The sequence below is a fragment of the Candidatus Avelusimicrobium sp. genome, from assembly GCF_051874775.1.
Taxonomy (GTDB): Bacteria; Elusimicrobiota; Elusimicrobia; order Elusimicrobiales; family Elusimicrobiaceae; genus Avelusimicrobium.
Genome location: NZ_JBJEGE010000012.1, coordinates 49,429 through 62,836, shown reverse-complemented (window position 1 = coordinate 62,836; position 13,408 = coordinate 49,429). Strand labels below are relative to the sequence as shown.

Annotated in this window: 11 protein-coding genes and 1 tRNA gene; 7 read left to right on the top strand and 5 right to left on the bottom strand. The window is 46.2% G+C overall.

All coding sequences use genetic code 11. From position 1 onward, the window contains the following. Nucleotides 1-250: 250 nt before the first annotated feature. Nucleotides 251-697: a type IV pilin protein gene (locus ACI351_RS03170; RefSeq protein ID WP_439733814.1), complete on the top strand. Its 447-nt coding sequence runs from the start codon at nt 251-253 to the stop codon at nt 695-697. A gap of 72 nt (nt 698-769) precedes the next feature. On the opposite strand, the gene rdgB is transcribed toward ACI351_RS03170, so the two are convergent. The 5 genes from rdgB to ACI351_RS03145 all read right to left on the bottom strand — a co-directional run bounded on the left by rdgB (nt 770) and on the right by ACI351_RS03145 (nt 8,771). After that, on the bottom strand, nt 770-1,384 hold the full coding sequence (gene rdgB, locus ACI351_RS03165) for an RdgB/HAM1 family non-canonical purine NTP pyrophosphatase (protein ID WP_439733813.1): 615 nt from the start codon (nt 1,382-1,384) through the stop codon (nt 770-772). 4 nt (nt 1,385-1,388) lie between these two features. Continuing rightward, nucleotides 1,389-2,786: a tripeptide aminopeptidase PepT gene (pepT, locus tag ACI351_RS03160; protein WP_439733812.1), complete on the bottom strand. Its 1,398-nt coding sequence runs from the start codon at nt 2,784-2,786 to the stop codon at nt 1,389-1,391. A 148-nt stretch (nt 2,787-2,934) separates the two neighbouring features. Continuing rightward, a complete protein-coding gene (gene pepT, locus ACI351_RS03155) occupies nt 2,935-4,296 on the bottom strand; it encodes a peptidase T (RefSeq protein ID WP_439733811.1) in 1,362 nt (453 codons plus the stop codon). Then, nucleotides 4,296-7,007, bottom strand: a complete 2,712-nt coding sequence (locus tag ACI351_RS03150) for a valine--tRNA ligase (RefSeq protein WP_439733810.1) — start codon at nt 7,005-7,007, stop codon at nt 4,296-4,298. Before ACI351_RS03150 ends, pepT (ACI351_RS03155) begins: the two co-directional genes overlap by 1 nt. 114 nt (nt 7,008-7,121) lie before the next feature. Further along, nucleotides 7,122-8,771 carry a phosphoethanolamine transferase gene (locus ACI351_RS03145; protein WP_439733809.1) on the bottom strand — a complete coding sequence of 550 codons (1,650 nt, stop codon included), beginning with the start codon at nt 8,769-8,771 and terminating at the stop codon, nt 7,122-7,124. An 88-nt stretch (nt 8,772-8,859) separates the two neighbouring features. Between ACI351_RS03145 and ACI351_RS03140 the strand changes: the two genes are divergently transcribed. The 6 genes from ACI351_RS03140 to ACI351_RS03115 all read left to right on the top strand — a co-directional run bounded on the left by ACI351_RS03140 (nt 8,860) and on the right by ACI351_RS03115 (nt 13,408). Next, on the top strand, nt 8,860-9,408 hold the full coding sequence (locus tag ACI351_RS03140) for a hypothetical protein (protein ID WP_439733808.1): 549 nt from the start codon (nt 8,860-8,862) through the stop codon (nt 9,406-9,408). A 49-nt stretch (nt 9,409-9,457) separates the two neighbouring features. Next, entirely contained in the window at nt 9,458-9,724 is a 267-nt protein-coding gene (locus ACI351_RS03135) for a hypothetical protein (protein WP_439733807.1), read from the top strand. An 89-nt stretch (nt 9,725-9,813) separates the two neighbouring features. Then, nucleotides 9,814-9,900: transfer RNA gene (locus ACI351_RS03130), tRNA-Ser, on the top strand. 718 nt (nt 9,901-10,618) lie between these two features. Then, nucleotides 10,619-11,134, top strand: coding sequence for a cysteine hydrolase family protein (locus ACI351_RS03125; RefSeq protein ID WP_439733806.1), 516 nt, complete (start codon nt 10,619-10,621; stop codon nt 11,132-11,134). Nucleotides 11,135-11,143: 9 nt separating this feature from the next. Continuing rightward, entirely contained in the window at nt 11,144-11,920 is a 777-nt protein-coding gene (locus ACI351_RS03120; RefSeq protein ID WP_439733805.1) for a ribose-phosphate pyrophosphokinase, read from the top strand. A gap of 9 nt (nt 11,921-11,929) precedes the next feature. After that, nucleotides 11,930-13,408, top strand: a complete 1,479-nt coding sequence (locus ACI351_RS03115; protein WP_439733804.1) for a nicotinate phosphoribosyltransferase — start codon at nt 11,930-11,932, stop codon at nt 13,406-13,408.

Sequence of the window (13,408 nt, the reverse complement as noted above, 5' to 3'; positions counted from 1 at the left end):
CAATGGAATTGTTCGGATGAAAAGAAACCCCGGGCGTGAGCCCGGGGAGTTTCATATGCTAAAATTCCCAAGCAATATGTGTCGTTCAACATCAATCTATACGAGGGGTTGACCCGTTTTTTTTTTTTGATAAACTGGGGTTATTCCGAGGGTTTTCTGTTTGGCGTTTCTCTGTTGTAGTTTATTCCATCAAAATCGCCAGTTGCTGAACAGAAACTCCTCAGGATGACTTTTTAAAGGAGAAAATGATATGAAAGGTTTTACGCTGATTGAATTATTGGTTGTCGTATTAATTATCGGTATTCTGGCGAGTGTTGCACTCCCTCAATACCAAAAAGCGGTGCTCAAAAGCCGCACGGCGGAAGCGTGGGTAAATTTAAAAAACTTAAATATGGCGGGAAATGCGTATTGTTTGGAAAACCCAAGCGGAACCGCTTATAGGGAAGACTTGGCCGTTGATGTGCAGGATAGCAAAAACTTTATTTATGGCGGTTCGGCAGCGTGCTGGAATAACGATGTATACTTCCACGCTGGCTACCGAAACAGTCCATCTTTTTTGTTGTATCTCCATCCCAAAACGGGCCGTCGTTCTTGCGAGGGTAACGGATGTAAAGATATTGGATTTACCAAATCTACCTCTGATTCCAATATTTGTGTGTGTGCCGTGGGGCCTGCTTCTTGTTACTATGCGGATTAAATACGCGGAAAACTTTGCATAAAAACAGGGGAGCGTTGTGTAGCGCTCCCCTGTTTTTATGAACATTTCCGTTTACTGTTTTTCTGGTAGAAGCATTAAATATTCGGCCATTTGGTTAAACGCTTTTGCGCGGTGGCTGATTTTATTTTTTTCAGCTTCCGTCAACTCCGCCAGCGTTTTTTGGGCGTTGCCCACTAAAAACAGGGGGTCATATCCAAAGCCGTTGGTGCCGCGGTAACCGAAACCGATAAATCCTTCCAGTTTTCCCTCAAAGGTTTGTATGTTTCCCTGCGGAGTAGCCAAACAAGCAACAGTGCGAAAACGGGCCGTGCGTTCGGGCAGCAGTTTGCCGTCCAGCTCGGTAAGCAGTTTGCGGTTGTTGTCGTCCGCGCCGGCGTGTTCGCCCGCATAACGGGCCGTGTAGACCCCGGGGTTGCCGTTTAGAGCGTCCACTTCCAAGCCGGTATCGTCGGACAGGGCAGGCAGGCCCGTCGCACGGGATGCAAATATAGCTTTTTGTTTTGCATTAGCCTCGAGCGTACTTCCCGTCTCGGGAGGCAGCTCGAGGTTATCAAAATCGGCCAAACTCAGATATTCTACTGTTGTACCGTTTTTTAATTTGGCGGGCAGGATGTGTACCAATTCGCTGAACTTGTGTGGATTGCCCGTAGCAATTACAATTTTCATTGTTCTAACGGTTTTGTTTTAGCGCGGCTACTTCATCAATCAAGTTGAGCGATATGAGATAAGATTTATACATATCCTCTTCGCTGAGCCATTCGGTAAATGCGTGCGGGTTGTTTTGTCCGGTAAAGATGGTAAATGCGCCTTTGCCCAATTTAATTAAGAACATAGAAGCCGTGGTTCCGGCGCGTTCTTCTTTAAAATTCGGTGTAACGCCCGCTTTGGCAAACGCGCGGCGGGTAATGTTTTTCGCTTCGGGGTGAATTGCTTCTTCTACATTGCCGTAGCTACGGCTGACATCTACGGAAATTTTTACACCGTAGTTGTGTTCAATTTCCGGAATGGTGGCGTACATTTGGTCTTTCCACGCATCCAAATCGGCCTGAACAAATCCGCGCAAACGGAAGTCCATTTTAGCCACACTGGGTGTGTTGGCGGGGTAATCAATATGGTGAAGTTCCGCGTAACCTTGTTTGCCGGTGCTGTGGTTGGGCAGCGGTAATACGGAGCCTTCTGTTTCCAGCGGGCAGAGGAGGGCGCCCAACACGCAGGCGGGGAACCACGCATTGATATAGCCGTTTTCGGCAGCGTGGGATTGGTGCCCGGGGTGGCCTTGTACCGTAACAATTACCTGTTCGGCGTTAAAGTTGCCGATGACTACTTCTCCGTCTACTCCGCCGTCAAAATCAAAGGCGATGTCGGGATTGTAAGGCGTTTCTTCAATAAATTCGGCAGCGCGGCCTACATCTTCGTTCGGCGCAAAAACAACTTGAATTTTTCCGTGTTTGCGGTTCGGATTTTGGGCCAGCGTCTGCAACATTGTCATCATAATAGATACGCCGGCTTTGTCATCGGCGGACAGAATGGTAGTGCCGTCTGACGTAACGATGGTTTTGCCGATTTGGGTGGAGAGATACGCTCCGTTTTCCTTGGCGGGGTCAATGACTTGCCCGTTTTCCAGTACAATTGGTTTCCCGTCGTAGTTTTCGATTTTGCGCGCTTTAATGCCGGTGGCCGGATTATCTGGCGTAACATCATAGTGGCTGCTAAAACCCAGCGTGGGGACATCTTCCTTTACGTTGGACGGAATTTCCACATAAATATAATGGTGCGGGGTTAAGGTGACGTTCAAACCGAAAGATTGAATTTCATCGAAAAGTTTTTTGGCGGTTTCGATTTGAACGGCCGTGATTTGTTCTTTTTCGCTGCTTTGGCTGTCGTATGTGGTATATTTCAAAAAGCGGTTTAAAAGAATTTGGCGGTAGTCGTTTTGTTTCTTAAGGGTTGTGTGGGCGGTTTGGCGCGTAACCTGATTAAGCAGATTATCAATTGCGGCGTTGGCGTTAAGGTTGCCAAATCCTAAGACCGCAGCAGCCAACAAGGCGATAAAGTAATTTCCTTTCATTTTCCCCTCCAAAAGAGTATATGTTTCTGTTATTCTAGTAATCTCTATGGTATTTGTGCAAGGGTCAAAAGACCTATGTCCATTTTGGGACTGTTTTCTATAGGAATATATTAAAAAACTCGCTCCAAGGAGCGAGTCTGAAATTGGGTTAGTTTTGCGGTTGGTCGGTTTGTGTGTTCCATAGCGAAACAAGCCGCAGAACCGTGCGCAGGGAAGATTCCATTACGTCCGCGTCCGCATATTCCAGCGGGCTGTGAATGTTATACATTCCGGCAAACAAGTCCGGCGTGGGCAGCCCCATAAAAGACAGCTGCGAACCGTCCGTTCCGCCGCGCGCCGCCGTGCGCACCGGAGTGATATCTTCTTGCCGCATGGACACTTCCGCCAGTGTAACCATTTGTTCCGGCAATACGGATTTCATATTCTTATATTGGTCCGTAAACGTAAGGGAAAAATCTTTTCCTTTATTATGAATACCCTTTACGGTATTGAACGCGCGGGTAATTTCGTTGACGAGTTCTTGGATTTCTTCATCTGAAAACGCGCGGATAATGCCTTTTACTTCCGTGCGGTCGCCTTGGGTTTCCACGCTGTCCACCAGAATAAATCCGCGGCGGCCGGAAGTGGTTTCCGGTCTGCGGTGGCGGGGGAGTAACGTGTGGAAGTCCGACGCCATTAGTACGTTATCGGCAAATGGGGAGTTTAACGCGCTGCCCGGGTGAACGGCGCGGTTTCCGTTAAATACGGCGGTAAAGGCTTTGGCGTTGAAGGTTTCGTCCGTCAGCTGGCCCAAGTCGGAGCCGTCTACCGTGTACGCGTAATTCGCGCCAAATGCGGGGACGTTAAATTTTTCCACGCCCATACCGGTTTCTTCGTCCGGCGTGAAGGCAATTTTGACGGTGCCGTGTTCCATTTCCGGATGATCGTAGAGGTATTGCACCAGTGTCATAATAACGGCCACGCCCGTTTTGTCGTCAGCTCCCAAGAGCGTATCTCCGGACGCGGTAATGATATCATGCCCTTTAGCGCGGGCGAGCTGGGGGGAATTGGCGGGACTAATGACCATATTTTTTTCGGCGTTAATGACAATGTCCCCGCCTTGGTAATTCGTGTGCACTTGAGGTTTGACGTTTTTTCCGGAAGCTTCAAGTGCCGTATCCAAATGCGCCAAAAAAGCGATTATAGGTGTTTTTTTTGCCGAATTGGACGGGATTTCCGCTGTCACAATACTGTACTGGTCTGTTTTTACGTTTTTTGCCCCGTATTTTTTCAGTTCTTTGGCGAGTTCTTTGGCAAACTTTTTCTGCCCCGCCGTACTGGGTACGGCGGAGGTTTTGTCGCTTGATTGTGTGTCAAACGTCACGTATTTGACAAAGCGGTCCGTCAGCTGCTTTTTGGCGGCGGCTTTATCGTAACGGGTAACGGATTTCCAATCTGTATCCTGCGCGTAGGCGGCCAGCGGACACAATGCACAGGCGGCCAGTAGGGCGGCTTTGGCGAGTTTATTCATTAGTTTAAATCCTCCAACGAAGCCGTCACCTGCGCGAGCGCCAGTTTGGCGGCGGCCAGTTCGTCTTTCGTTTTTTGAACTTGCTGGGCAGGCGCGTTTTTGATAAAACTCTCCTGTGCCAGACGTGCTTCGCGCGAGGCAATGTTGGCCTTGGCAACAGCCAGATCTTTTTCCAAGCGTTTGCGTTCTTTTTCAAAGTCGATAAGACCCGTCAGCGGTACGTAGACTGTGATATTTTCAAATACGGCGGTGGCCGTTTGTTTGGGCTTGTCGGCATTTGCGGTAATGGTTAAGTTTTCAATCTTGGCCATTAATTTAATGTACCCCGAAAATTCTTTCACGACGGACAGTTCTTCTTCATTTTCAGCAGTCAGCACGGCGGAAATTTTAAGTCCGGGCGGCACATTGAACTGAGAGCGGATGGTGCGGATTTCTTTCGTTACGCCTTGGATAATTTCCATTTTGCGTACGGATTCTTTATCGCACCACGACGGGTTGAACTGCGGATAAGGCTGTTCAAGCAAGAACTCCTCTTTGACTCCTACGTACGGGCGCAGAGAGGCGGCAATTTCTTCTGTTACGAACGGAATCAGCGGGTGCAGGGCCTTGAGCGTGCCGTATAAAATGTTGACGCACAGGGCCATTACTGTTTCTTTTTCGTCCATTTGGAAGCGTTGTTTGGCCAGCTCCACATACCAGTCGCAGAAATCGCCCCACAGAAAGTGGTACAACGCATTAGCGGTTTGGGCAAGGTTGTATTTTTCCACGCCTTCGCGCGCCGTTTTGACGGCGTTCGTGTAGCGGTCCACAATCCATTTGTCGGCAAGTTCGGTTAAGTTTTCCGGCATCGCGAGCGGGCCGTTAATCCCTTCCATATTCATTAAAATAAAGCGCGAAGCGTTGTAAATTTTGTTGCAGAAGTTGCGCGCGCCCGTGATGCTTTCTTCGGCATAGGGAATGTCTTTGCCCGGGACAGCCTGCATCAGCAGCGAGAAACGCACCGCGTCAGTGCCGTATTTGGCAGTCATATCCAAGGGGTCAATGACGTTACCTTTGGATTTGGACATTTTCGCACCTGTTTTGTCGCGCACGATACCGTTTAAAAATACGTCCTTAAACGGCAGTTTACCCGTAAACGCGAGGCCGCTCATTACCATACGCGCGACCCACAGATATAAAATTTCGTATCCGGTAACGAGGGTGGATGTAGGGTAGAAATACTTTAAATCTTCGGTTTGTTCCGGCCAGCCGAAAACGGACAAAGGCCACAGGGAGGACGAAAACCACGTGTCCAGTACGTCGGGGTCCTGTACGAGGTCGTGCCCGCCGCAGACGGGGCATTTTTCGGGTTTGTTGAAAGAAACAATCGGTTTTGCGCCGTCCTCAAACGACACTTTCGTCAGTTGTTTGTTGCCCTGTTTGTCGGTGGCGAAGGTTAAGCCTTTTTCGCTGCAATGGCGGCAGTACCATACGGGAATACGGTGGCCCCACCAAATCTGGCGCGAAATACACCAATCCTGCAAGTTCTTCAGCCAGTTTACAAACGGCGTTTTCCACGATTCGGGGTGAAATTGCAGTTCGCCCGATTCGGCGGCCGCAATAGCCGGCTTGGCCAGTTCGTCCATTTTAACGAACCACTGTTCGCTCATAAACGGCTCAATAACGTTGTGGCAGCGGTAGCAGGTGGAAACGGCGTTGTTATATTTTTCTTCTTTCACAAGCAGTCCCGCCGCGTCCAAATCTTTGACGGTTTCTTTGCGGCACAAATCGCGGTCCATACCCAGATATTTTTCGGGGCAGTTGATCATCTTGCCTTTGTCGTTAATCACGCTGACGGCGGGCAGGTTGTGGCGCTGGCCGACTTCGTAGTCGGTCGCGTCGTGCGCGGGCGTGATTTTTAAGGCGCCGGTACCAAATTCCAGTTCCACCGCTTCGTCGGCAATAATCGGAATTGCGCGGTTCGCCAGCGGGATGATTACCTTTTTGCCCACCATATTTTTATAACGTTCGTCTTTGGGATTGACGGCGATAGCCGCGTCGGCGTAAATGGTTTCGGGGCGCGTGGTGGCGATGACGATTCCGTCGGACCCGTCCTCCCCTTTATAGCGCAGGTGCCACAGTTTTCCGGCGTGTTGTTCGTGTTCCACTTCAATGTCAGACAACGCGGTCGAGCAGCGTACGCACCAGTTGATTAAGCGTTTTCCGCGGTAAATATATTTTTTCTCCCACCATTGGCGGAAACATTCGTAAACGGCTTTGGCGCGTTTGTCGTCCATCGTAAAGCGAATATCGGACAAGTCCAAACTCCAGCCCATTTTGCGAAACTGGTTGAAAATGGCGTTGCCGCATTCGTTGTACCATTCCCAGACGGTTTCCACAAATTTTTCGCGGCCCAGATCGTGGCGGGATTTGTGTTCTTCTTTGGCGAGTTTCTTCTCGATTACGTTCTGCGTGGCGATGCCGCCGTGGTCCGTTCCGGGCACCCAGAAGGCTTCTTCGCCAAACATACGGTGGGAGCGGATGAGAACGTCCTGTAAAGTGTCGTTGAGAGCATGGCCCATGTGTAATGCGCCCGTGATGTTGGGCGGCGGGATAACGATAACAAAAGGTTTTTTGGTTTTATCGGCTTTGGCGGCGAAAAGTTTGGCGTTTTGCCATTTTTCGGCCAGCTTTTTTTCTACTTCTTGCGGTTCATACGCTTTGGGTAACATTTTTTATTCCTCGGTTTTTTAAATTACGTGATGTGACTTCACGCGTAACCTATTTATATTTTATCAATTATGAAGGGCAAAAAAACGCCCCCGCTTTTGGGCGGGGGCTAAAGGTTAGTTTTTGCGCGGTAGCGGATACGTTCGGCATTCTTCAAAGAAATCTAAACTCTTGTCGTATGCCGTGCTGTCTACTTCCATTAATGAAAGAAGCGAATGGGAGATGTTGTCGTGCGAAAATTCTCCTTCTGCCGCTTTTTTCTTTAAACATTCATAATCCAAGTGGTCGGATTTTTTCATTACATCGCTCATCCAGATGACCATTGGAACGGATGTCTGCTCTTTTGGCGCGATGGAGTACGGAAGCCCGTGCAGGTAAACGCCGTTTTTGCCCAAGGATTCCCCGTGGTCGGATACGTACATCATACCGCTTTCGTATGCGGGAAATTTTTTAAGGATTTCAATGACGCGCGCGGCGATATAATCCGCGTACAAAATGGTGTTGTCGTATGTGTTGCGGATTTGTTCCTGCGTACAGGTTTGGATTTCTTCCGTGTCGCAGGTAGGGGTGAATTTCTTAAATTCCGGCGGATAGCGGCGGTAGTACGTTGGGCCGTGGCTGCCGATGGTATGCAGAACAATGAAAGCGTGGTCTTTAATGTTTCTAAGGTATTCTTCCAATCCGTCCAGCAGAATTTCGTCTTTGCAGTAGGTACCGTCGCAGAAGCGTTTGTCTTTCAAGTCCATTTCCACGTTGGGTACGCGCTGGCAGACGCCTTTGCAGCCGTTGTCGTTTTCTTTCCACAAAATTTCATAGCCGGTTTGCTGTAAAAGGTCCAGCAGGTTTTCGGTATATTTTGCGTCGGTGGGGTTGAAATCTTTGCGGGAGGTAAAGGAAAAAATCGCCGGAACGGATACCGCCGTCGCCGTGCCGGCGGATTGGACGTTTCTAAAGTTGACGATATCGTGTTTTTTCAGCTCGGGATTGGTTTCCCGTTCATATCCGTTTAACGAAAAATTCATCGCGCGGGATGTTTCTCCCAGCACTACGATAAATACCGTTTTTTCTTCGTCCGGATAGGGCACGTGTTTGGCTGTTTCGTCCAGTTTCGTAAACGGACGTTTCTTTTGGTGCTCGATTTGAAAATAGCGGACTGTGGCGTACAGATAGTTGTGCGGATTGACGAGTCGGCGGACTTGATTGTTATTGCGTCCGAACGAGGCGTATTCCTTATATACAAACGGTGTAAGGACAAGTAAGCCTGATAAAAGTATGCCGCATCGCGCCAGACGGGCTAAAATTTCTTTCCAAAACGGTTTAAAAACGAGCTTGACGCGCGCCAGCCATACGGCGGGTAAAATGCCGCCTAAAAATAACCACAAAACGGACAGCGGCGTAATTAAATCTTTCACTTCACCCGGGTGCGTTTCAAACGTGTTGCGGATCATATCTGCATCAATAAATGTGCCGAACTGAAACATCAAGTAATTGGTTGCGCCGGAAACAATAAGCAGCAGTATCAGCAGCGGTTTGCCCACATACGGAAGGAGCAGCAGGCTGAACGCCAGATACATCAGCGTAAACACCACAAGCGGTATGGAAAGCATAAACAGTATATCCGTAAAGCCGGAGATTTCAGTACGCGTCCACACAAAGCGCCAGAAACTGCAGTTTAAAAACAGCAGAAACCAAGCACTGAGTAACGCCGCCACGCGGACGGCGGGAATTTCGGGCCTTTTTGCCAAAAGGGAGAATAGTTTTCTCATATATTAATATTGTACTTTTTGTGCTTGAGACTGTATAGTGTGGAGTAAAGTCCAAGCAAAAGGCGCCAAATTATGCGAAAATATACGTATGAAGAAAGTTTTAATCCATTTAATTGCTTACCCCGCTGTAGGCAAGTTTACTGTAGCTAAGGAACTGGTGCCGATAGCGGACGGACTGTTAATTGACAACCACTTAATCAATAACGTGTTTTTCAGCGTGACGGATTTGTCCAAAACGCTTCCGCCCCAGGTGTTTGGGTATTTGAATAAAACATATGATTTATTATTTGATTATTTGGTTTCTATTTCGCCCGACAAACCGCTTATTATGACGAATTGTCTAACGGATGACGAGAACGATTTGTCGTTCGTGGAGCGCGTGCGCTCGTTTTGCCGCGCGGCGGGGTACCGGTACGCGCCCGTAAAACTGCTTTTGGGGGAAGAAGAAATTTTAAAGCGTCTGCCGTCTGCCGACCGCAAAGCCAAAATGAAATTAACCGATGAAAAATTATTTAAATCGTTCTGTGCAAAACACCCGCTCATTACAAAACTGCCGGAAGCCAAAGAGCTGGACGTAACGGGTTTGTCCGCTGCCGAAACGGCGCGCGCGGTGCTTGAACTGGCGGCGGAAAACTAATCCGTTTTTTTTGTGTGCGGACGAAAGAAATTTGGACCAAACTAAGGAAATGAAAAAACACGACATTACCGCTTCGCAGGAAATTGTGGAAGCCGAAGTGCTGGACGAAAACGGCCGGCCGGTATTTGAAAGGCAAACGCCGAAAGATTCCGCCCGCCCCAAAGGGGATACGGGGGGAGTATTGGGCGGAATTTTGGTGCTTTCGTTTGGGTTTATTATGACGCTTTTCGTAGCCGTTTTCAGCATTTGTATTCTCCTGCCGCTGATGCTTATCGGGCGGTTATTGGGAATGGAAATCAAGCGGTTTACGCGTTAAGCTGTATAGGGATTGCGGAAAACGCGCTTCCAACGCCTGCGCTAATTTGCTATAATAAACAAGTAATCAGTATACCGCACACCGATTTTGGAGAGGTGGCCGAGCGGTTTAAGGCACAGTCCTGGAAAGACTGCATACGGGAAACCGTATCGAGAGTTCGAATCTCTCCCTCTCCGTATTTTAGTTTTGCTCTATACGCAATATTCCCCGTCAGGGTTATTCCCCGACGGGGATGTTTTTGTAATACCCGGGGAAACCATAGGCGGGAGCCTATGGAGGAGAGGAAACGCCGCGCTAAAAATCGTAGATTTTTCTTTGTAGTTGGCGCGGCCAAACAGCATAGCTGTTTGAAACGCGCGAAGCGTAAAAGCCACGGGCGGGAGCCCGTGGCAGTTTACACCATAACAGGTACTTAATAATTAAACTTCGCCCGATTGGCGGTACCGGCCGGCCTATTCTTTCAGTCCATTTTAACTCTAATTCCCGCGCGGTTAAATGTGTATAGTTTTGCATATTCTCTCCTATAAACATTCACGCTTCTTCTGGGCCTAGAAGTCAAGTCCCTTAGAAGGAAAGGATTTTTTCTATATTATCTGCATTAAACGTAGATTTCCAACCTTTTTTACTTTTCAGCAAAAAATCATAATCCCTACGCAAAAAAACAAATTCCGCTAAGGCTTTTACAGCATATTCATTGATTACTTCTTTCTTGTCAATATATGCCAATCCATATACTATCCAACGCCCTATAAAATGCAAAAACACGACACTTATACTATACAACTAGCATAAGTATTGAAGGAAACAATATCACTAGGAGAGTTATACCCTTGACAAATATATATATTATCATTATAATATTATTAAGATGATATTATCACAAAAGGAGGGCGCATGAAAATACTGATTGTAGTAGATATGCAAAAAGATTTTATAGATGGTGCATTGGGTACAAAAGAAGCTATAAACATCCTTCCGGCCGTACAAGCTAAAATAAAACAGTATAAAAAAGAAGGAAATCCAATTCTCTTTACGCGTGATACTCATTCTGAGGAGTACCTTCATACGCAAGAGGGAAAACTGCTTCCTGTACCCCATTGTATTAAAAACACGTCCGGTTGGCAAATTGATCCGTCTCTAGATACGGCAAATGCCACCTTACTTGATAAGCCCTCTTTCGGCTCGCTTGCTCTAGCGGAATGGGTAAAGCAACACTATCCGCAAGTACAAGAAATAGAACTTATTGGCTTGTGTACCGATATTTGTGTATTATCAAATGCGATTATTTTGAAAGCAGCTTTTCCGGAAGTAACCATATCGGTTGATTCTTCGGCTTGTGCAGGAGTAACCCCTGCCAGCCACCGCAACGCATTAGAAGCAATGAAAATGTGCCAAATTCAAGTAAAATAGGAGAGAATCATGATTTACATCAATGATCACAAACTTGTCCCCAGTAAATTTCCTGATGGAACATTACGTTTGAATATTATCCCTATTAGTGGTTCAGTTGAACTGCTTTGGCAGTTTGAAGATAACGAAGAATTAGTTGTGCTTTATTTTGCTGTAAAGCATTTACGGGACCATGGAACCACCAAGTTGACGTTACGTATGCCGTATATTCCCAATGCCCGTATGGACAGAGTAAAGAATGATGATGAGGTTTTTACCCTTAAATATTTTGCGGATTTCATTAATTCGTTGCAATTTGATAGTGTAATAGTGCGAGATCCTCACTCTGCGGTATCTCTGCAACTAATTGAGCGAATAACTTGTGAAGATATCCGCCCTTTTATTACCAAATTGTGTGATACCCTTTTAACACAACAGGATGTCGTCTTTTTTCCGGATGCAGGTTCTTGCAAACGTTATCAAGGATATTTGAATCATAATTTTATTTATGGAGTCAAAGAACGGGACTGGAAAAGCGGCAAAATCCTTGGCTTGCATGTAGAAGGTACAATCCCCCCGGCCCCGTTCAATGTGTTAATTATAGATGACATATCTTCGTACGGAGGAACTTTCTATCACTCGGCTAAAAAGCTCAAAGAATTGGGCGCAGATAAAATTTGGCTTTACGTGACCCATTGTGAAAATAGTATTCTGGATGGAGAGCTAATTAAAAGCGGGTTGGTAGAAAAAATATATACTACCCGCAGTGTATTTACAAAGCAACACCCATTAATTGAAATTATATAGGAGAAAATTATGAGAATTCCACCCTTATTATTATGTGACTTTTATAAAACTGTTCATAGCGAACAATATCCGGCCGGTATTACCAAATTAACATCTTATTTCACGCCACGTATGTCCCGGCTGGATGGACAGGATAAACTCGTTATGTTCGGTTTGCAAGCGTTTATTAAAAAATACTTAATTGAATATTTTAATGAAAACTTCTTCAACATTCCCAAAGAAACGGCCCTTACCGAATATAATCGTATCCTATCGCATACTTTAGGCAAGGGAGCTTATCAAGATGATAAAATCGCACAACTTCATGATTTGGGTTACCTGCCTCTTGAAATCAAAGCTATTGCCGAAGGGACACGGGTGCCTGTCAAAGTACCCATGATTGAAATCAGTAATACACATCCTCAATTTGCATGGTTAGTCAATGCAATTGAGACGCTTATGAGTTGTTCGTTGTGGCATCCTATGTTAAGCGCGAATGTGGGTTATAATTACCGGCAGATTGTCAATAAATATTATGCACAAAGCGTGGAGGATAATGTACCGCGAGCAAGGGCTTTGGGGGATTTTAGTATGCGCGGTCAAGAGAGTTTGGAAAGTGCTATTGCCAGCAGTGCAGCGTTCTGTCTATCTTTCTTAAACACGGCTACGGTTCCAGCTATTCCTTGGTTAGAACATTATTATAATTGTGATTGCACGAAAGAACCCGTTGCTTTCGGAGCTATTAGCACAGAACATTCCGTGATGTGCAGTAATTACGCAGTGGACGGTAATGAACGTGAAATGATTAAACGTTTACTTACGAAAATTTACCCACACCATTCCTTTTCTATGGTCAGCGATAGTTATGATTATTGGAATTTGGTAGACAAATTAGTAGTAGAATGTAAAGATGAAATTCTATCCCACGATGGAACTTTATTAATACGCGGAGATAGCGGCGATCCCGCTGAAATTGTTACTCAAACAGTTTTTCACTTATGGAATACATTTGGCGGTACTGTAAACAGCAAGGGTTATAAGGTGCTTAATCCACACATTAAAGCTATTTATGGGGATAGTATTACCCCTCAACGTGCCGAAAAGATATTCCGCACGCTAATTGAACATGGGTTCGCTTGCAATAACGTATCTTTGGGAGTAGGCAGTTTTTCTATGCAATGTTTAGAAGAAAATCAAGAGTTCAAACCTTATACACGAGATACATTTGGAATTGCTGTGAAAGCCACCTATGGAGAAATAGGAAAAAAACCATTACTGATTTTTAAAAATCCCAAAACAGATGATGCTCATTTCAAAAAATCTCAACGTGGTTTATGCCGTGTTTTTTATAACGAACAAGGCGAAATCACCTATCAAGATGGTTTTGATGTTCATAACTTTCCGACACTGGAAGAAAACTTACTGCAAACCGTTTTTAAAGACGGAAAGTTAATCAAGCAATTTACGTTGCATGAAATACGCAACACCTTGCATGGAGGTAATTTCTAA